Origin of the sequence: Burkholderia sp. 22088, from assembly GCF_052045915.1 — a bacterium.
Taxonomy (GTDB): Bacteria; Pseudomonadota; Gammaproteobacteria; order Burkholderiales; family Burkholderiaceae; genus Burkholderia; species Burkholderia cepacia.
The window spans coordinates 1-19,862 of record NZ_JBQEPY010000031.1; the positions used below are offsets into that span (position 1 = coordinate 1).

18 protein-coding genes are annotated in these 19,862 nt (G+C 68.1%); 7 read left to right on the forward strand and 11 right to left on the reverse strand.

Going from position 1 to position 19,862, the window contains the following annotated elements:
• From ACTJLD_RS39495 to ACTJLD_RS39505, 3 genes are all read right to left on the reverse strand, one after another.
• A partial coding sequence (locus tag ACTJLD_RS39495; protein ID WP_440661527.1) for an amidohydrolase occupies positions 1-1,166 on the reverse strand: 1,166 nt, incomplete at its 3' end.
• A 19-nt stretch (positions 1,167-1,185) separates the two neighbouring features.
• Positions 1,186-1,353, reverse strand: coding sequence for a DUF1427 family protein (locus ACTJLD_RS39500; RefSeq protein WP_009692709.1), 168 nt, complete (start codon positions 1,351-1,353; stop codon positions 1,186-1,188).
• Between the two features lie 169 nt (positions 1,354-1,522).
• The gene (locus tag ACTJLD_RS39505) at positions 1,523-2,209 is read right to left on the reverse strand and encodes a hydrolase (RefSeq protein WP_060194573.1); all 687 of its coding nucleotides are present in this window, start codon (positions 2,207-2,209) and stop codon (positions 1,523-1,525) included.
• A gap of 310 nt (positions 2,210-2,519) precedes the next feature.
• On the opposite strand from ACTJLD_RS39505, the gene ACTJLD_RS39510 reads away from it, so the two are divergent.
• Entirely contained in the window at positions 2,520-2,801 is a 282-nt protein-coding gene (locus ACTJLD_RS39510) for a XapX domain-containing protein (protein ID WP_027792644.1), read from the forward strand.
• Between the two features lie 115 nt (positions 2,802-2,916).
• A complete protein-coding gene (locus tag ACTJLD_RS39515; protein ID WP_060084585.1) occupies positions 2,917-3,825 on the forward strand; it encodes a LysR family transcriptional regulator in 909 nt (302 codons plus the stop codon).
• Between the two features lie 66 nt (positions 3,826-3,891).
• Here the strand turns inward: ACTJLD_RS39515 and ACTJLD_RS39520 are convergent, their stop codons facing one another.
• Together ACTJLD_RS39520 and ACTJLD_RS39525 are read right to left on the reverse strand one after the other, a co-directional pair.
• Positions 3,892-5,355, reverse strand: coding sequence for a mechanosensitive ion channel family protein (locus ACTJLD_RS39520; protein WP_027792642.1), 1,464 nt, complete (start codon positions 5,353-5,355; stop codon positions 3,892-3,894).
• A 364-nt stretch (positions 5,356-5,719) separates the two neighbouring features.
• Positions 5,720-7,513 carry an ATP-binding protein gene (locus ACTJLD_RS39525; RefSeq protein WP_060317702.1) on the reverse strand — a complete coding sequence of 598 codons (1,794 nt, stop codon included), beginning with the start codon at positions 7,511-7,513 and terminating at the stop codon, positions 5,720-5,722.
• 504 nt (positions 7,514-8,017) lie between these two features.
• Here ACTJLD_RS39525 and ACTJLD_RS39530 point away from each other — a divergent pair.
• The gene (locus ACTJLD_RS39530) at positions 8,018-8,659 is read left to right on the forward strand and encodes an HD domain-containing protein (RefSeq protein ID WP_440661530.1); all 642 of its coding nucleotides are present in this window, start codon (positions 8,018-8,020) and stop codon (positions 8,657-8,659) included.
• 52 nt (positions 8,660-8,711) lie between these two features.
• Here ACTJLD_RS39530 and ACTJLD_RS39535 read toward each other — a convergent pair whose 3' ends face one another.
• Positions 8,712-9,533: an alpha/beta fold hydrolase gene (locus ACTJLD_RS39535; RefSeq protein WP_440661531.1), complete on the reverse strand. Its 822-nt coding sequence runs from the start codon at positions 9,531-9,533 to the stop codon at positions 8,712-8,714.
• A gap of 70 nt (positions 9,534-9,603) precedes the next feature.
• Complete coding sequence (locus ACTJLD_RS39540) at positions 9,604-10,029, reverse strand: DUF3331 domain-containing protein (protein ID WP_027792638.1); 426 nt, start codon at positions 10,027-10,029, stop codon at positions 9,604-9,606.
• Positions 10,030-10,584: 555 nt separating this feature from the next.
• Between ACTJLD_RS39540 and ACTJLD_RS39545 the strand changes: the two genes are divergently transcribed.
• Positions 10,585-11,406: an alpha/beta fold hydrolase gene (locus ACTJLD_RS39545; protein ID WP_027792637.1), complete on the forward strand. Its 822-nt coding sequence runs from the start codon at positions 10,585-10,587 to the stop codon at positions 11,404-11,406.
• A 137-nt stretch (positions 11,407-11,543) separates the two neighbouring features.
• On the opposite strand, the gene ACTJLD_RS39550 is transcribed toward ACTJLD_RS39545, so the two are convergent.
• Positions 11,544-13,121, reverse strand: a complete 1,578-nt coding sequence (locus tag ACTJLD_RS39550) for an MFS transporter (protein ID WP_440661534.1) — start codon at positions 13,119-13,121, stop codon at positions 11,544-11,546.
• An 83-nt stretch (positions 13,122-13,204) separates the two neighbouring features.
• Between ACTJLD_RS39550 and ACTJLD_RS39555 the strand changes: the two genes are divergently transcribed.
• From ACTJLD_RS39555 to ACTJLD_RS39565, 3 genes are all read left to right on the forward strand, one after another.
• Entirely contained in the window at positions 13,205-14,242 is a 1,038-nt protein-coding gene (locus tag ACTJLD_RS39555) for an HlyD family secretion protein (protein ID WP_088611308.1), read from the forward strand.
• The gene (locus tag ACTJLD_RS39560) at positions 14,239-15,663 is read left to right on the forward strand and encodes an efflux transporter outer membrane subunit (RefSeq protein ID WP_440661536.1); all 1,425 of its coding nucleotides are present in this window, start codon (positions 14,239-14,241) and stop codon (positions 15,661-15,663) included. The genes ACTJLD_RS39555 and ACTJLD_RS39560 overlap by 4 nt, the downstream gene beginning before the upstream one ends.
• 148 nt (positions 15,664-15,811) lie before the next feature.
• On the forward strand, positions 15,812-16,783 hold the full coding sequence (locus ACTJLD_RS39565; protein ID WP_440661537.1) for a LysR family transcriptional regulator: 972 nt from the start codon (positions 15,812-15,814) through the stop codon (positions 16,781-16,783).
• Positions 16,784-16,872: 89 nt separating this feature from the next.
• On the opposite strand, the gene ACTJLD_RS39570 is transcribed toward ACTJLD_RS39565, so the two are convergent.
• The 3 genes from ACTJLD_RS39570 to ACTJLD_RS39580 form a co-directional block, all read right to left on the reverse strand.
• Entirely contained in the window at positions 16,873-17,526 is a 654-nt protein-coding gene (locus tag ACTJLD_RS39570; RefSeq protein ID WP_027792633.1) for a response regulator transcription factor, read from the reverse strand.
• A gap of 106 nt (positions 17,527-17,632) precedes the next feature.
• Positions 17,633-18,004: a response regulator transcription factor gene (locus ACTJLD_RS39575; RefSeq protein ID WP_059693306.1), complete on the reverse strand. Its 372-nt coding sequence runs from the start codon at positions 18,002-18,004 to the stop codon at positions 17,633-17,635.
• Between the two features lie 94 nt (positions 18,005-18,098).
• Entirely contained in the window at positions 18,099-19,592 is a 1,494-nt protein-coding gene (locus tag ACTJLD_RS39580) for a winged helix-turn-helix domain-containing protein (RefSeq protein ID WP_440661538.1), read from the reverse strand.
• Positions 19,593-19,862 lie beyond the last annotated feature (270 nt).

The window sequence follows — 19,862 nt, forward strand, 5'->3', positions numbered from 1 at the left end:
CGATCCATCGACTTTTCGGTGATGGTTTCCGCGTGATCGAAGAACCAGTTCAGCCCTTCGAGCGGGATGTCCTTGTTCACCTTCTCGAACACGTCGAGCGCGCGGCTGATCGTTTCGTCGTACGTCGCATGCATGCGCCACGGCCAGCGGTTCTGCGCGAGCACGCGCACGACGCCCTCGAGATCGTCTTCCATCTGCGCCGGCAGGTCCGGACGCGCGACGCGGAAGTCCTCGAAGTCGGCCGCCGAGAACACCAGCATTTCGCCCGCGCCGTTGTTGCGGAAGTAGTCGGTGCCGTCGTGATACTTCGTGCTCTTCGTCCAGTTCACGAAGTCTTCCTTCTCGGCGTTCGGCTTCTGCGTGAACAGGTTGTACGCGATCCGGATCGTCATCTCGCCCGCGTCGTGCAGCTTGCGGATCACCTCGTAGTCGTCCGGATAGTTCTGCGAACCGCCGCCCGCATCGATCACGCCGGTCACGCCGAGACGGTTCAGTTCGCGCATGAAGTGGCGCGTCGAGTTGTACTGGTATTCGAACGGCAGCTTCGGCCCCTTCGCGAGCGTCGCGTACAGGATCGTCGCGTTCGGGTTCGCGAGCAGCAGCCCGGTCGGGTTGCCCGCGGCATCGCGCAGGATCGTGCCGCCCGGCGGCTCCGGCGTGTCCTTCGTGTAGCCGACCACGCGCAGCGCGGCCGCGTTCAGCAGCGCGCGATCGTACAGGTGCAGGATGAACACCGGCGTATCGGGCGCGGCCGCGTTGAGTTCGTCGATCGTCGGCAGGCGCTTCTCGGCGAACTGGTGCTCGGTGAAGCCGCCGACCACGCGCACCCATTGCGGCGCGGGCGTGATCGCCACCTGCCGCTTGAGCATGTCCATTGCAACCGCGAGCGACGGCACGCCGTCCCAACGCAGTTCCATGTTGTAGTTCAGGCCGCCGCGAATCACGTGGCAGTGGTTGTCGATCAGGCCCGGCAGCGCGCCGCGGCCCTCGAGATCGACGACCTTCGTCGCGCGGCCCGCGAGCGGCATCACGTCCGCGTCGTGGCCGACGGCGACGAAGCGGCCGTCCTTGATTGCGACGGCGGTCGCGACGGGGTTCGCGCGGTCGAGGGTCGTGAACCTTCCGTTGTGAAGGATCAGATCCGGTTGGGACTCGGTTGCGGTCATGTGCGTCACCTCGTATCGATCAGAAGCCAAAAAGCTGTTTGACGGCGGGAATGGCCTGCACGCCGATCACCATGCCGAGCAACCCGACAAGGGCAATCAGCGGCGGCGCCGGAGAACGGACCTTGATCGCGCTGTAGATCACGCCGATCAGCAAACCCGCGCCAAGGGAAACCAGATAAGGTTCCATACGATCAATGTCCCGGTCAGGTTGAAATGCAGGCTTTACGTCCTGGAAAACAGGCGCGGGCGACATCCGTGAGGCAGTCACGGCAGCCGCCCGCGATTTTCATGGAGCCGATGGCGCGTATTCGTGCAGAACACGCGGCATCGGCACGGGCAGTCGCAACTGCCCGCGATTACTTCGCCGGAACCGGCGGAATCGACTCGTGCGGCGTCGCCGTGCGCGGTGCAGTCTTGTGGACCATCGTGTACGCGTAGTCGACACCCATCCCGTACGCGCCCGAGTGTTCCTTCGCGATCGCCATCACCGCGTCATAAGTTTCGCGGTGCGCCCAGTCGCGCTGCCATTCGAGCAGCACCTGCTGCCAGGTCACCGGCACGACGCCGGCCTGCACCATCCGCTGCATCGCGAAGTCGTGCGCGTCCTTCGACGTGCCGCCCGACGCATCGGCGACCATGTAGATCTCGTAGTCGCCTTCGAGCATCGCGCAGAGCGCGAACGTCGTATTGCAGACTTCCGTCCACAGGCCCGACACGACCACCTTCTTGCGGCCGTTCGCGGCCAGCGCGTCGCGCACCTTCTGGTCGTCCCACGAGTTCATCGACGTACGTTCGAGCGTCTTCTGGTTCGGGAACACGTCGAGCAGTTCGGGGTAGGTGTAACCCGAGAAGCTGTCGCTCTCGACCGTCGTGATCGTGGTCGGGATGTTGAACACCTTCGCGGCCTTCGCGAGCCCGACGACGTTGTTCTTCAGTACCTGGCGGTCGATCGACTGCACGCCGAACGCCATCTGCGGCTGCTGATCGATGAAGATGATCTGGCTGTTGTGGGGAGTGAGAACTTCAAGTTTCGGATTGCTCATGGCGGTCATATCCTTTGACGCGGGAAAAGAGAGAGCCAGCCTCACCGGCCAACCGGGAGGCGCCCACTGCGCTGTGACGGGAGGTTCGCCTACCAGCCGGTGTCATTCAACACGCGAATTCATCGTAGCGCCAATTAATCGATTTGATTAATAAAAACCCTAAATTCAGGCCTTAAAAGATCTTAAAACCGCCGAATTAAATACGCGCCTCCGGAGCAGACCTGCTACGCTCCAAATTGATTTTCCGATCATCGACCGATCGGTATTTATCCGTATTTTTCACACGGTTGTCATTTCCCTTATTCGAATCATGACGTCCTATATTGCATCGTTATTGGCCGGCATCCTCGCGGGCGTCGTCTACGCGCTGATCGGGGTTGCATCGCCGGCGCCGCCCACCGTCGCATTGGCCGGCCTGCTGGGCATCCTCGCCGGCGAACAGATCCTGCCGGTCGCACGCCGCGTGCTGTCCGGGATCCAGCTGAAAACCGCGTGGAGCGACGCGAAGTGCGGCCAGCACATGTTCGGCACGCTGCCCGGTGCGCAGGCCACCCGGGCCGCCGCGAAGAAAGGGCCGTCGACGCCAGCCTGATGCGCGCCGATCGAGGGCGCTCCGATCGCGTACGCGGCTGAATTGTCGTGAATCGTGTTGGAGCCGGGCGTGCTTGGCGATAACATGACAGCCCGATGCCCCCGTGGAATTCATCATGAAGCTGTCATTCGAAGCGCTTGAGGCACTGGACGCGATCGACCGCACCGGCACGTTCGCCGAGGCCGCCGAGTTGCTGCACCGCGTACCGTCCGCGCTGACCTATCTCGTGCAAAAGCTCGAAAGCGATCTCGGCGTCGCGCTGTTCGACCGCAGCGGACGCCGCGCGAAGCTCACGCACGCGGGGCGCGTGGTCGTCGAGGAAGGCCGCCGGCTCCTGCATGCGGCCGAGCAGCTCGAACTGAAAGCGCAGCGCGCGCAGCAAGGCTGGGAAACCGAGGTGCGCATCTGCATCGACGAGATCCTGCCCTTCGAGGCATTGTGGCCATACGTGCATGCGTTCTACGGGCTCGAGATGGACACGCGGCTGCGCCTGTCCACCGAAGTCCTCGGCGGCACCTGGGATGCGCTGATTTCGCGGCGCGCGGATCTCGTCGTCGGCGCGGCAGGCGAGCCGCCTGAACTGCCGGACATCGTCGCACGGCCGATCGGCTCGCTCCGTCATGTATTCGCCGTCGCGCCCACCCATCCGCTCGCGGCATTGCCCGAGCCGCTGTCGATGGCGTCCGTCGTCGAGTATCGCGGCGCCGTGATCAGCGATACATCGCGCGAGCTGCAGCCGCGCTCGGTCGCGATCGATGCCGGGCAGCCGTATCTCGCGGTCCCCACTCTCGCCGCAAAACTGGCCGCGCAGTGCGAAGGGCTCGCGGTGGGCACGCTCCCGGATTGCATCGCGGCACGCGCGATCGCGCAGGGCAAGCTCGTCGCACGCGAGGTGACCGGCATGCGCGACACGACGCAGTGCTATCTCGCGTGGCGTGGCGACGAAGCCGGACGCGCGCTGCACTGGTGGGTCGACCAGCTCGATCAACCCGATCTCGTCGACCGGTTTACCGCGCTCGTCTGATGCCGCCGCCCGCCGCCCGCCGCCCGCGGCCCGCGTTGGCCCCCGGCCGCAGGCAACCGCCCCGCATCAGCCGAACGAATCGTGCAGGCGCTTCATCTCCTTCTCGAGCCACTCGATCAGTTTGAACGACGCATGCGCACTCGCGGCCGGCGGGATCATCATCTTCTCCTCGGTCGCGATGTGTTCGGACAGCGATTCGCACATCAGCCGCCCGAGCTCGGGCTTGCGCGCGATCAGCGGCGACAGGTCGCCGCTGCTCAGCTGAAACGCCGTCACCGTCGTCACCGCATGGACGCTCGCATGCAGTTGCGTGCCGGCCAGCACGACGGACTGGCCGATCGCGTCGCCCGGCGCCATCCGCCTGACCTCGATGTCCCCCGCCGCGCCCGGCACGAACACCGACGCGACGCCGGCCCCGACGATCGTCAGCAGGCGCGTATCGGCATTCGACGCATAGATCACGTCCCCTTTGTGAAACACGCGTGACGCGAGCGCATCGGCGAGCACCGCCAGATCGTCGTCGCCGAGCTGCCGGAAGAGTTCGACCGCGCGCAGCAGCCGTTGCCCGCGCGATACCGGCCGGTGCGTCGCGGCCGTCCCGCCCAGCGGGCGCAACGCGATGTCCGCGGCGGCCAGGTGCCGGTGGGCCAGGTCGTAGAGTTGGTTGCGCACGGCGATCTTCTTCTGCAGCGCATCGACGTAGCAGACGAGCTCGTATTCGACGGAATTGGTACGGAACGCCTTGACGACCGAAACCGGTGCGGGACGGGGCAGCACGTCCAGCGAGCTGGCGGCGGCGCGGTCGAGCGCATCGACGACGATGGCCGGCCGCACTTCCGGATCGATCTCGATCGTCAACGTCACGCCGTGCACGTTCTCGGGTTCGCTCAGGTTGACGATCGTCGTCTTCGCCGCCGTGCTGTTCGGCACGACGACCAGATTGCCGAGGCCGTCGATCAGCTTGGTCGCGCGCCAGTTGCTTTCGACGATGCGCCCTTCCAGCTCGCCGATGGCCACCGTGTCGCCGAGCCGGAACGGCTGGGTGGTATTCAGCACGAGGCCGGAGAACACGTCGTTCAGCGTGTTCTGGACGGCCAGCCCGAGGATCACGGCCACCGCACCCGACGTCGCGACCAGCCCGCTCAGCGGCAGGCCCAGCACATAGCCGAGCGCGGCCACCGCGGCCGCGCCGAACACGGCGCCGGCGGCGATGTCGTGAAACAGCCGTTGGGTGCGCCACGCGCGCGGCAGCAGCAGATGGTCGAGCATCAGGCTGAACACGAGCGCGCACTGCAGCCACCACGCGACCCCGATCACCTGGATCGCCAGCCGGTCGAGCCGGTCGGGCGACGGCGGCACCGCGAGCGGGCTCACGCCGGTCGCGAACAGCACATAGGTCAGCGCGGCGAACGACGCGCAGCGCCCTATCGCCTTCGCCGTCGAACGGCCGGGCCCGAGCAATCGCCATGCGACGAGATCGGCAATGACGATCGGTGCGCCGTAAGCGACGGTGGCGGAAAGGTTCAGCATGATGGAGCGGGCGGCAAGCGTGACAAGCGACGCGCGCGGAACCCGCGCGCGCACATCGCCCACGGCCCGATCCGGCGTGTGGCCGCGGGCGGTGAATCGTGGCGCGAAAGGTCGGACTGGACAGGTTTCATGCGGTAGTCGTTCGATGACGCGCGAAGCCGCCGCGGCCGCACGTGTGGCGACCGCCGCCCCGCGCCGGCGTTCAGCGGCGTCGCGACCGCGCGTCGCCGCAGCGCGAGCCGGTGGCGTGCCCGCCTGCCCGCGTATCGCCGACGATCCGTGCGTCCGATCAATGTAGACGCACCGGCCGGCCCGGTCATGTGTTCAGCCTGAAACGTTCTGAAGCCGCGACGGCCGCGCGCCGCTACGATTCGCGCGGCGGCAGCTCGCTCTCGCCTGTGTCGAACCCGAGCGCGTGCACTTCCGACCACGCGTCGTGCGCGACCTGCGTCGACCCGGCGGTATGGGCAAGCGCGGCCGCATACGCGGCGAGCAGACGCACGCGCGCGTCGTCGCGCGTGCGCGTCTCGTCCATGTCGCGCATCGAATCGAGCGCCGCGCGCGCGCGTTCGCGACATTCGTCGACCAGCGACAGGTCGAACAGGCATGGCACCGCCACGGCCGCCAGCGCGATGCCGATCTCCGCATCGCCGTTCGGCGAAAACGCCCAGTCGAGCGCCGCGCGCAGGTTGCCGAGCTCGCGCCGGATCACGTCGAGCCGCGATTCGGCGAGCGGCCCGCCGTCGTCGACCGGCGCGAGCCGGAACAGCGCGTGGAAGTAGTTCGCGTGAGCGCGGGCGGCGGCCGCGCATTCGCCGTTGTTCTCGAGCTGCTGCAGCGCGTACGCACGCGTCGTCGTCAGCAGACGGTAACGCGGTGCGCCGTGCGCGCTTTCGAGACTCAGCAGCGACTTCGATACGAGGCCGGCGATCGTGTCGAGCAGGTCCGCATCGGCCAGCCGCGTGGCCCCGACGATCTCCCGCACCGCGTCGATCGAGAAGGTGTCGCGGAATACGCCGAGCCATCGCAACAGCAGACGCTCCGCATCGCCGAGCAGGCGGTAGCTCCAGTCGTACATCGCCTGCAGCGTCTGATGACGCGGCAGCGCCGTGCGAAACCCGCCGGTCAGCAACCGGAAATGGTCGTCGAGATGCGCGGCCAGCACGTCGATGCCGAGCACGGCCGCGCGGGCCGCGGCCAGTTCGATCGCGAGCGGCAGGCCGTCGAGGCGCCGGCACACCGACGCCATCAGCGACACGCTGCGTTCGTCGAGCGGGAAACGCGGATCGGCGGCCTGCACACGCGCCGAGAACAGCTGCACCGCGCTCGCGCCCAGCGTTTCGGCATCGTCGGCACCTTCGCGCGGCACCTCGAGCGGCGGGATCGGACACAGCCGCTCGCCCTGGATACGCAGCGCCTCGCGGCTGGTCGCGAGGACGCGCAAGCCGGCGTCGGATTCGGTCAGCGCGCTCGCGATCCGCGCGGCCGCGTCGAGCAGATGCTCGCAATTGTCCAGCACCAGCAACATCCGGCGGTTCGCGACGCTGGCCAGCACCGCCTCGAGCGTCAGCGATCCGGCGGACTGTGCGATGCCGAACGCCGCCGCCAGTGCGTCGGGCACGAATTGCGGACAGGCGACCGTGGCCAGCGACACGAACGCGGCGCCGTCCGGAAAACTGGCTTCGGCGCGCATGGCCGCTTCGAGCGCAACCCGCGTCTTGCCGATGCCGCCCGCCCCGACCAGCGTCACGACGCGCGCGGTGTCGAGCGCCGCCAGCACCTCGGCGACGGTCTGCTCGCGGCCGACGAGCGCGGTCGGCGCGGCCGTCAGCCGCGATGTCACAGCGCGCACGGGGGCCGCGACTTCCGCCCGGCCGCCGACCAGCCGATAGCCGCGCCCCGGCACCGTCACGATCAGGTTGCGATCGTCGGCGAGCGCCTTGCGCAACGCGGCGACGTGCACCTGCAGGTTGTTTTCCTCCACGACCGTGTGCGGCCACACGCGCTGCATGATCTCGTCTTTCGAGACCAGGGCGCCGTTTGCCCGAATCAGGAGTTCGAGAATTTCGAATGCGCGACTGCCGATACGCAGCAGTTTGCCGTTCGAGCGAATTTCACGCCTGTCAAGAAATACGTGTAGCGTTCCAATTCGGATCATGAGAATTTTCAATCGATAGCGTGCATCGATGCCCTGTCAAAAATGACATCGATTGGACGCTCATGCTACGGCATTTGCCTCTTGAGATGATTCAAATTATCAGAAGCTATTGAGCAAATTTTTTGAATCGATGAAAACCACGATTTCCCCGGCGTCTCCGCGTACGGGCGCCACTGCCCCAGTGCGGTGCGGCATCCCGCGCTCACTGCACGCGAAACAGTGATTCATCCATGAATCTGTTTCGTAGGATAAAACCTGCAATTTGCCGGAATTAACTTCTTCGACTCATCAATTAAATATAACCGCACGCCGGATTTGCGGATAAGACCGGGAAAAAAAAGACATGCCGGACGTGGTGTAACCGATTTCGCGGGCGGCGGTCGGTCGGATTTTCCGTTCATAACGATTCAGGCGCCGCTCAGGACATTCAGCGGCGCGGCGCGCAACGATGGGTCGATGGCGCCAGCGTCGAGCGACTTTCACCACGCCGTGAGGAACACGACCATGGGCAACCGTATCGCCGGCATCAGGATTCCCGACGCCCCGCTCGCACGGGACGCCGCCGACACCGTACGCGCGTGCGAACCGGAACTGCTGTTCCGGCACGCGATGCGCGTGTTCGCGTTTGCATCGATCATCGGGCTGCGTCGCGGCATCGCGTTCAACGCCGAGCTGCTGTACGTCGCCGCGCTGTTCCATCACTTCGGCTTGACGGAGCGCTACCGGCATTCGCGCCGGCGCTTCGAGATCGACGGCGCGAATGCGGCGCACGCATTCCTCCGAGGATACGGCGTCGCCGACGACGACGCGGCGGAGGTCTGGCGCGCGATCGCGCTGCATGCGACGTTCGGGATCCACCCGTACATGACGCCGTTGACGGCGTTGCTCGGCGCCGGCGTCGAGACCGACCTCTTCGCGCATCACTTCGACGAGGTGAGCCTGTCCGAACGCGATGCGATCGTGCGCGCATGGCCGCGCGGCCCTTGCTTCAAGGACCTGTTTCTCGAAGCGCTCGCCGCGGGCACCGCGCATCGCCCCGCTGCCGCGTTCGGCAACGTGTCCGCCGACGTGCTCGATCGTTGCGACCCGGACTATCGTCGGACGAATTTCTGCGGACTGGTGCTCGGGTCGAAATGGGCAGAGTGAGCCGGCCGTCCGGCCGGCCCCGTGCGGCCGCGTCACCGCCGCCATCGCCGGATCATGCGCGCGCGAACGCCAGCAGTTCGTCGTTCAGGCGTTGCGCATGCGTCAGGTACAACGCGTGCGGGCCGCCCTCGTAGATGCTCAGCGTCGCATGCGGCACGCGCCGCGCCGTGACGGCGCCCGTGAGCGCGAGCGGTGCCGTCTGGTCGTCGTCGCCGTGAATCACGAGCGTCGGCACGTCGAACTTGTCGAGATCCGCACGGAAATCGGTTTCGGAAAACGCGCCGACGCAGTCGAGTGTCCCCTTCAACCCGGCCTGCAGCGCCATGAACGACGTCCAGTCGAGCGCGGCGCGCGAGATCGTCGAAGCGGCCCGGTTCGACCCGGTGAACAGCGGCCAGAATTGCTCGAAGAACGCCGCGCGATCGGCCACGATACCCGCGCGAATCCCGTCGAACACGGCGACGTCGACGCCGTCCGGATGATCGTCGCGCCGCGCGACCAGCGGCGTCACCGAGCCGATCAGCACGGCTTTCGCGATGTGCCGCGTGCCGTGCCGGCCGATGTAGCGGGCCAGCTCGCCGCCGCCCATCGAGAAGCCGACGAGCGTCACGTCGTGCAGCCCGAGCGTGTCGATCAGCGTCGCGAGATCGTCCGCCAGCGTGTCGTAGTCGTATCCCGTCCACGGCTGGCCGGAGCGGCCGAAGCCGCGCCGGTCATAGGCGATGCCGCGCAGGCCGTTCGACGCGAGGTGATGCATCTGGACGTCCCACATGTCCGCGTTCAGCGGCCAGCCGTGAATGAACACGACCGGGCGCCCGGCGCCCCAGTCCTTGTAGTGAATCGACACGCCGTCGCGGGTCGTGAACGTGCTCATACGGATTCCTCAGTGGTGAAAAAGCAGCGCGCGCCGGCGTCGGCCGGCGGACGGGGTATCGCGTCCGCAGTCACGACCGGGACAGCCGGCCGATGAACCGGTCCATCTCGGACGCGAGGATCACTTCCCGGTAGTTCGCGGGACGCTTGGCCCCGCGCCATTGCGGCTTGTAGATCGCGTCGCCGGGACGAATCGTCGTGCCGGTCAGCGCGCAGCGCGCGAGTGCGCGCGACTTCGCGCTGATCCAGCGCTGCTCGTCGTAGCGGCAGCGCGTCGGGTCGCTCCACGACACCAGGACCGACGAATCGGTCTGCCGCTCGGCGGCGATGATCGCGCAACGACGGCGCACGCCGCCGCTCGACGCGGCCGATGCGTCGTTGCAATGGCGGCGGCGCGCGGTGTCCGGGTCGCGCACAAGCGACGGCGCGCAATGGCGTGCGGCCGGCGACGGGTCGAGCAGCGTCATCACGTGCTCCCAGCGATCGAATGCGTCCATGGCAGATCCAGGCAGGTGAGGCGGGCCGGATGCCTTGCACCCGCCCGCTACGCGATCGTCATCCGCCGCGCGAGCCGGCACCGGCCCGCGACGGGATGACCTGACACTGACGATAGCGGGCCGCCGCTGAAGAGTCTTGATGCGAGACTTAATTTTTCTGGCCGGTGCGCACACGCGTCGCGCGGCGTGCACCACATACGGCTTCACGAAAATTCAGCGCGATTTCAGTACAGCGCGCATGGCCGCGGGATAGGCTCCTGTCGGCTTTCGTTCACGACGTTCGCGCGCCGGCCTGCGCGCGGCCGCTCGAACGCACGCCGGCTGCCCGCGGGATTGCCGCCTGCGGGCAGATCCGAACCCACCATCCAACGCGGCATCGTTGTACCGCACGTTCAAGGAGACTTCATGCGTCCCGCAGATACCGACGCCGTTCCCTCGGCACGCCGCCGAGACATGCTGCTCGCCGGCGCGACCGCCGTTGCAGCCGCCGCGCTGCCGGCAGCCGCCGCGGCTGCCCCCAAGCATGCCGCTTCCACCCATCCAGGAGCCCATACGATGAATACGATCACCACGAAAGACGGTACCCAGATTTACTACAAGGACTGGGGCAGCGGCCGTCCGGTCGTGTTCTCGCACGGCTGGCCGCTGTGCGCCGACGCGTGGGATTCGCAGATGCTGTTCCTCGTGCAGCACGGCTTCCGTGTGATCGCGCACGACCGCCGCGGTCACGGCCGCTCGAGCCAGCCGTCGCAGGGCAACGACATGGACACGTATGCCGACGATCTCGCCGCGCTGATGAACGCGCTCGACCTGCACGAAGCCACGCTCGTCGGCCATTCCACCGGCGGCGGTGAAGTCGCGCACTACATCGGCCGGCACGGCACGAAGCGCGTCGCGAAGGCCGTGCTGATCGGCGCCGTACCGCCGCAGATGGTGAAGTCGGCGACCAATCCCGGCGGCCTGCCGATGGACGTGTTCGACGGGATCCGCAAGAACGTCGCGGAAAACCGCTCGCAGTTCTACAAGGATCTCGCGGTGCCGTTCTTCGGCTTCAACCGGCCGCAGGCAAAGGTGTCGCAAGGCACGATCGATGCGTTCTGGGCGCAGGGCATGATGGGTGGCGTGCACGGCCAGTACCTGTGCGTGAAGGAATTCTCCGAGGTCGACTACACGGAAGACCTGAAGAAGATCGACGTGCCGACGCTGATCCTGCACGGCGACGACGACCAGATCGTGCCGATCGACGATTCGGCCCGGCTGTCCGCGAAGATCGTGAAGCACGCGGAACTCAAGGTGATCCCGGGCGGCTCGCACGGCATGTGCGTCGTCGATGCCGCACGGATCAACGCCGAACTGCTCGCATTCCTGAAGGCGTAAGCCGCGCGACACGGCGCGCCTGGCCGTCATACCGTCACGCCGGCGCGCCCTTCAGCATTTTTCAGGAATTTTCAGGCCGACGCGATTCCGCATGCCGCATGCGCCGTCGCCAGGATCGCCGCCGCGGCGGCGGGCGCTCACGGCGTGCGCGCCGGCCTGAGCAGCAAGCCGATCAACGCACCCGCGATCGCGAACGCCATCGCCACCCTGAAGTTGTCGGCCAGCGCGAGCGTGGTCGCCTGGACGCGAACCGCCCGGTCGAGCAGCGCGTAAGTCGCCTGGTCGCCGGCCGCGAAGGTCGCACCGTGCGCGACCAGCGACGCCGCGCCGGCCCGCAGCCGCTCCAGCGTTTGCGGATCCGACAGCGTGACATGCAGACCGACGAGATTCGAATGGGTAGCCTCCATGATGCGCTGGATCACCGCGATCGACGTCGTGCCGAGCTGCCCGCTCAGCAGGCGCGTCGTCTGCACGACCGCGCCGAACGTCAGCGCGTGCTCGGCCGTCACGTGCTTGCCGAAAAAGAAGATCACCGACGTGAGCGCCATCGTCTGGCCCAGTGCCTGCAGCAGCTGCGACGGGATGAAATCGGGTTCGGCCCACACGGGCGTGAGGCGCGCGCCGAGTGCGAACGCGAACGCCACCATCACGAAGCCGGTGACGATCAGCCGGCGCGGATCGACGCGTTGCAGCAGCCATGCGACGCATGGCGCGAACAGCAGCTGCGGGATCGCGATCCAGCGCAGCGTGTCGCCGATCTGCAGCGGGCGCAGCCCGTAGGTGCTCGCGAGAAACGCCGACGGAATGAAGCTCGTGTTGAGCACGGTGAAGCGCACGAGGCCGACCAGCACGATCAGCCACGCGATGTTGGGCCGCGCGAGGTAACCGAGATCGAGCCCGGCGCTGCGCGACGCCAGCTCGTGGATCAGGAACGCGGCCACCATCACGATGCCGACACACAGCAACGTGACGATCAGCGGCGACTGGAACCAGAACAGCCGTTCGCCCTGGTCGAGCGCGACGCACAGGCACGCGCACCCGCCGGCGCCGAGCACCATGCCGCGCGTGTCGATACCGGACGCGAAGCGCTTGACCGGTTCGTTGGACAGCGACAGCATCAGGCACACGATGAACGGCACGGTCAGCAGCGCGTTCTGCCAGAACAGCCAGCGCCAGCTCAGGTGTTCGCTGTACCACCCTTCGAGCGTCGCCGACAGGTTCAGCGACATCTCGAGGTTCATCGCATACGCGGCGATGCCGAACGGAATGAGCCGCGGCGGCAGCGTGCGGACGACGAACCCGACGGTCAACGGCACGAACACGCCGGACGCGAAACCGGCTACGCTCTGCAGTGCGATGAACGTGCCGAAGTCGGTGCACAGCGGCAGCATGCTTTCGACGACCAGGAATACCGCGGCGCCCGCCAGCAGCACGCGGCGCGTGCCGAACACGAAGGCCGCCGCGATCGCGAGCGGCCCGACGAACATCTGCGACGCGGTGAACGCGGTGTTGATCCACGCACCCTCGTCGAAGCCGACGCCGAGCGCGCCGCGTACGTCGGCGAGCCCGAGCGACGTGATGCGCGAGGTCAGCGTCGAGATGATCGCGCCGAGCAGTACGGCCGCGATCGCGGCGATGGAACGAAACGTCGGTATGTCGGTGGTCGGCGCGGCCGGCCCCGGTGTCGCGCCACCGGGGGCGAACGTGGTATTCATCGTCGTGCTGCTCCCGTATTTGAGGCTCGCGCAAGCATAGCGCGATGTGAAGAAACCTGTCCGTTCGATGGAGTTACCCGATTGTGAGCACGAACCCGACGAACGCGTCGAACCCGCCGCCCGCCTCCCCCGCACGCTCGCGCAAATGGCCGATCGTCCTGATCGCCGGCGCCGCGTTGGGGCTCGTCGCGCTGCTGGTCTACGAATACGATGCGCATGAACGCGGCACCGACGATGCGTACGTGACGGGCCACCTGCACGTGATCTCGCCGCGCGTGGCCGGTACCGTCGAGCGCGTGCTGGTGGACGACAACCAGTTCGTGCATGCGGGCGACCCGCTCGTGCGGCTCGACCCGCGCGATTTCGACGTGCGCGTCGCGCTGCAGCGTGCGCGCGTCGCGCAGGCGCGCGCCGATGCGATGCGCGCGAAGGCGCTGGTCGAGCAGGCCGACGCGACGCTCGTGTCCGCGCACGCCGACGCCGAGAAGGCCGAACTCGACTACGCACGGGCGCGCGAGCTGACCCGCGAGACGCCGCGCGGGTTGTCGCAACAGGAATTCGATGCGGCCAACGCGGCGCGCAAGTCCGCGCGTGCCCGCATCGACGCGGCGCAAGCGCAGCAGCGCAGCGCGCAGGCCGCATGGCAGGCGGCCGACGCCGTGTCGCACCAGGGCGACGCCGACTTGCGCGATGCGGAGTTGCAGCTGCAGTACACGACCGTCGTCGCGCCGACGGACGGCCGCGTCGGGAAGAAGACCGTCGAGACCGGCGAGCACGTCGCGCCGGGCCAGGCGCTGCTCACGCTGGTCGAACCGCACCCGTGGGTCGTCGCGAACTTCCGCGAAACGCAGCTCAAGCACGTGCGCGCCGGCGATGCCGTGCGGCTGCGTTTCGACGCGCTGCCGGACCTGACCTTCAACGGGCACGTCGACAGCCTGTCGCCCGCGACCGGCGGGCAGTTCGCGCTGTTGCCGCCCGACAACGCGACCGGCAACTTCACGAAGGTCACGCAGCGGGTGCCGGTCAAGATCCTGCTCGACGGGCAGGCGTCGACCGAGCCGCGCATCCGGCCCGGCCTGTCGGTCGTCGTCACGCTGCAAGCCGGCCGGGAACAGCCATGAGCCGCCTCGTCGCGCTGCTCGCCGCCGGCCTGCTGGGCGCCTGCACGATCGCGCCGCAGCCGCTCGCGCCCGTCCCGGTCGGCACCGACCGGTTCCGCCACGCGGATGCGCCCGGCGAACCGGCCGCGTCGCTCGCGGGATGGACCGCGTCGTTCGGCGATGCGCCGCTCGTCGCGCTCGTCGATGCGGCGCTCGCCGGCAACTTCGACATCCGTGCGGCCGCCGCGCGCGTCGACCAGGCGCAGGCGCTGCTCGGCGTGCGCGAAGCCGTGCTTTCACCCACCGTCGGCGTCGATCCGTCGTTCAACCGTTCGCGGGTGTCCGGCACGGTCGACAATGCGTTGCCGAAGCGTCTGATGCACAACTGGTCGGTGCCGTTCAACGCGAGCTATGAAGTCGATCTGTGGGGCCGCCTGCGCGGCGACGCGGAAATCGGCAGGCAGAACGTGCTGCAGGCCGACGCCGATCGCGCGGCCGTGCGGCTGCGCGTCGCGACCGAGGTCGCGAGCGACTACCTGACGCTGCATTTCGTCGAGGAAGATCTGGCGACGCTCGCCCGCGCGATCGAGCTGCGCCGCACCGCGCTCGACGTGATCGCCGCGCGCGTGCGGGCCGGCGCGGCGAGCGATCTCGACGCGCTGCGCGCGGCGGCCGATCTCGATACCGCGCGCGCCGATCTCGCGGACAGCCGGCGGCTGCGCGAAAACCTCGTCGATGCACTCGCGGTGCTGACCGGCGTGTCGCCGACCGGCTTCACGGTCGCGCCGACCGCCGCCGCGATTCGCGTGCCGGCGGTGCCGCCCGGCCTGCCGTCCGTGCTGCTCGCGCAGCGGCCGGACGTCTACGCGGCGGCACGCCGTGTCGACGCGGCATCGCTCGAAACCGGCGTTGCCCGCACCGCATGGCTGCCGACGCTGACGCTGACGGCCCAGGGCGGGTTCGCGAGCCGCGACCTCGGCTCGTTTCTCGAGCGCAACAGTTCGCTGTGGGGCCTCGGGGCGAGCGTGGCCGAAACGCTGTTCGACGGCGGCAAGCGCGACGCCGCGGTAGCCGCCGCGACGGCCGGCACGGCGCTCGCCGACGCGAACTATCGGGCGACCGCGCTGGGCGCGCTGCGCGAGGTGCAGGACGCGCTCAACGACATCGCCGCGCAGAACGAGCGGATCGTGCGCTACGACAGCGCGGCGCGCTCGACCGAAGCGGCCGCGCGGCTGTCGCTGAGCCGCTACGCACATGGCTACGTCAGCTATCTCGAGGTCATCGACGCGGACCGCGACGCATTGAACGCGCAACGCCAGTTGATCCACAGCCGCCAGGCGCTCGCGATTGCGACGGTCGATCTGGTGCGCGCGCTGGGCGGCGGGTGGACGCCGCCCTCCGTCGCACCGCAAAACGTCGCGCAACGCGACGACCGGCTTTGAAAGATACCCGTCGTGCGGCCGACCGGTCATTCTGGCGGCCTCACGAATTTTCAAGTTGCTCTTAAGCTTACCTAACGTTTTTTGTGTTGCCCGGTGCCGGCGCACTGCCTACATTGAGCGTATCGAATTCACCGGAGCGAGACCCGTCATGGATCGCCTGAAAACGCTCGAGATACTCAAGACGGTTGCCGAGCACGGCAGCTTCACGAAAGCCGCCGAGCTTCACGGGCTCGGCGTTCCCTGCGTCAGCCGCTCGATCCAGTGCCTCGAAACGTCGCTCGGCGTGCTGCTGTTTCACCGCACGACGCGCAAGGTGACGCTGACCCGCGTTGGCCACGACGTGCTCGAACAGGCGCTCGCGCTGCTGGAGCAATACGAGCACTTTTCCGTCTGCTGTCACGCCAATGCAAGCGAGATGCAGGGCGAGATCTCGATCGAGGTGTCGAACCTGTTCGGCGCCGACCGGCTGGTGCCGGCGCTCGCCGATTTCAACCGGCAACATCCGCTCGTACGGGTCCGGATCGACTGGACCGATCATCCGAGCGCGGCGTTGAACGGCGCGACGGACCTGTCGATCGTCACCTCACGCACGTCGAGCCTCACGTGCGTCGAGCGGCGCCTAGGGCGCATCCCGATGGGCCTGTACGCAAGCCCGCGGTATCGCGCCGCCTGCGGCGACGCGCTCACGCCGCAGGCGCTCGAACGCATGGCCCCGCACGGTGGCAAGACGGGCGCCGCCGGGTCGGCATGGCCGCTGCGGCATCGGCGCAGCGGCGCGATCGCCGAGATCCGTCTTGCCGGCGCGATCAGCTCGAACTGCCTCGACACGCTGATTCTCGCGACGGCCCGCGGCACCGGTTTCGCGGTACTGCCCGAGCATCTTGCCCGGCCGCTCGAGCGCGACGGCGCGCTCGTTCGCCTGCTGCCCGACTGGCAGGTCGGCGATCTCGATGCATCGCTGCTCTATCACTCGCGCCGCAACCTGCCCGCGCGCATCCGTGCACTCGCCGACCATCTCGTTGCCGCGTTCGACGATGCGCCCGCCGCGCGGCCGGCCGTGCAACGCGACGTGCGTGCGGTCACGCAAGCCACGGTCGCAGGCAACACGGTGGCCGCGTGAGCACCGTCGTCGTCGCCGTCGTCATCGTCGCGACGCGGCCCGCCACATCGAAGCCCGCACCGTTGCGCCGCCAGGCCGGGCCCGCGCGCTCAGTCGCGCGCGCCGGCCGGGCGCACGCCCAGCGCATCGGCCTGCCGCACGAGATCCGGCAGCGTGCGCACCCGCATCTTCTTCATCACCTGGGCCCGATGCACCTTCACCGTGATTTCCTGAAGGCCGAGATTCGCGGCAATCTGCTTGTTCATCAGGCCCGCGACGACCTGGCTCATCACTTCGCGCTCGCGCGGCGTCAACGACGCATAGGCGCCGCGCACCGCGTGAAGCGTGCGGTCGCGCTCCAGCGCGCGGCCGACGGCATCGAGCATCGCCTCGTCGTCGAACGGCTTCGTCAGGAAATCGAGCGCGCCGCCCTTCATCGCCTTGACCGTCGTGGCCACGTCGCCGTAACCCGTCATGAACAGGATCGGCACGTTCAGGCCCGCGCGCACCGCCGCCTCCTGGACAGCCAGCCCGCTCTCGTCGGCGAGCCGCACGTCGAGGATCAGGCAGCTCGGCACGTCGGGCCGCTCGAACGCGAGAAACGCACGCGACGACGCGAAGGTCTCCACGCGAAATCCCGCCGAACGCAACAGCGCGCTCAACGCGCGCCGCAACGTTTCGTCGTCGTCGACCACATAGACGATCGGCGCGGGCTCTCCCGCGCCGCCGTTGCCGCTCGACGTCATGTCCGGCGTACTCGCCATTGCATTCCCTGTGTAGGCATCCGCTTCATTATCAAATGATAAACTAACAAAATGCCGGGCGGAACCGCCACGCTTCGGACGGCGCGGCCGGCCGGTGGAGCGCCGTTCACGCGGGCGGCGTACCGGATGCGATCTGGTCGATCAGGTTGAGCATGTCGTCTGACGGAAACGGCTTGCGCAGGAACGCGATCGCGCCTTGCGCCAGCGCGCGGCGGATCGATTCGTCGTCGCCGTGCGCCGACATGAAGATGACCGGCAGCGTCGCGTTGCGCTGAATCAGCTGACGCTGGACGTCGAGCCCGCTCATCCCTTTCATCTTCAGGTCGACCAGCACGCAAATCGCGCCGGCCGGCGCATCGGCCGCCAGGAATTCCTCGCCCGACGCAAACGGCAATGCAGTATGGCCAGCCGATTTCAGCAGGCTGGCGAGACTCTTACGGACCGACGCATCGTCATCGATGATGCAAACAATGGCCATGAAATGAGAACCTGAAAATTGTGTCAATCCAGTACAGCGTGATGCAACGCGGGGCCGCGTCGACGGGCGTCGCCCCGCCCCCGCGATCCGTGCGTCATGCCCACGGCGCCGCGGCCAGCCGCGGCTGCGCGGGCGCGGCCGGCGCCGGCGGACGCGAATCCGCGCGTTCGGCGGCGGTGAACGACGCGCACCGCGCATGCACGCGGCCCGCTTCCCCCGATTCCGCCAGCTTCTCGAGCGCGTACGCGCGCACGACCCCGAGCAGCGAATAACGCTTCGACAGCCCGACCGAATGAACGACCAGCAACGATTTCGACGCGAGACTGACGAGACAGTCGAGCACGCGTGCGCCGCCGAGTTCGTCGCACGCGGCGAGCGCGCACGCCGCGTCGAGCGGGAACGCATCCGGAAACACCGCGAGGCGGCACAGCACGGTGCGTTCCGCGTCGTCGAGCAGCCGGTAGCTCCACTCGATCGTGGCCCGCAGCGTCTGCTGGCGCGGATGGGCGGTCCGCAGGCCGCCGGACAACGACAGCACCGACTTGTCGAGATCGGCGGCCAGCCCCTGGATCCCGAGCAGCGCGACGCGTGCCGCGCCGAGTTCGAGCGCGAGCGGCAGGCCGCTCAGGCGCCGGCAGACGGTCGCGATCGCGTCCAGCGTCTTCGCATCCGCGGGCACGTCGGTGCCCATCGCGCGCGCCCGCGCCAGGAACATGCGGACGGCCCCGCACGCGACGATCTCGCCTTCGGTCGCGCCGGCCGGCGGCACGGGCAGCGGCCCGACGCGATACACGCGCTCGCCGGCGACCCGCAGCGGCTCGCGGCTGGTCACGACGAGGATCGCGCCGGCATTCTCGTCGGCGATCGCTTCGCACAGGTCCGCCAGTTCGCCGACATGCTGCTCCGCGTTGTCGAACACCAGCATCACGCGCTGCCCGCCGATCGCGCGCACGACGTCCGCCTGCCCGGCGGCCGGGGCGCCCGGCAGGCCGAGCGCGCCCAGCACCGCGGACTCCAGCGTCGCGCCTCCCGGCCAGCCGGCCAGGTCGATCCGGACCATCTCGATGCCGCGCACGGCCGACCACGCGGCGGCGACCTCCAGCGCAAGATGCGTCTTGCCGACGCCACCGGGGCCGACCAGCGTGACGAACGCCTCGCGTTCGAGCAGCGCGTGCAGCTCGGCCGCTTCCGGCTCGCGGCCGATCAGCGGACACTTGCGCGGTGCGGCACCCGTGCGGACGCCGCGCACCGGCTCGAGCGCGTCCGGCACGCGGCCGGCATGGGCTGCATGGGTGGCATCGACCGGCGGCGCGAGCCGGTAGCCGCGGCCCGACTCGGTCCGGATCCAGCCGTGCTTGCCGCCGAACAGCTTGCGCAGCGTCGAGATGTGCACCTGGATGTTGTTCTCGACGACGATCGTGTCCGGCCACACGGCCTCCATGATCTCGTCCTTCGACACAAGCTTGCCGGCCGCCTTCACCAGCAGCTCGAGAATCTCGAATGCCCGGGCACCGATATACCGGGGCTGCCCGTCGACGCAGACTTCGCGGCACTCAAGGGAAACCGTCACCCGCCCGAACGTATACATGATCCGCACCCGCCTTATGCTGCTCCGCATCGTGCGCCGCCCAGCGAGGCGACACCCCCTGTTCCGCCCGTCCGGTCGCATCGATGCGGGCCGGCAGGCATGACCCTATCGTATGGGGTGGCGCGCGTGCCGGCCATTATCTATTGGTTTAGTGGGACGCTACCCGCGCGCCGGCAACCCCGGGAGGGGGTACTGCAGATTTCCGCGGGCTGTCGGACAATGCCCGGGCATGCCGCGCGTGCGATCGTGCCCGGCCGCTGCCTGCCGACA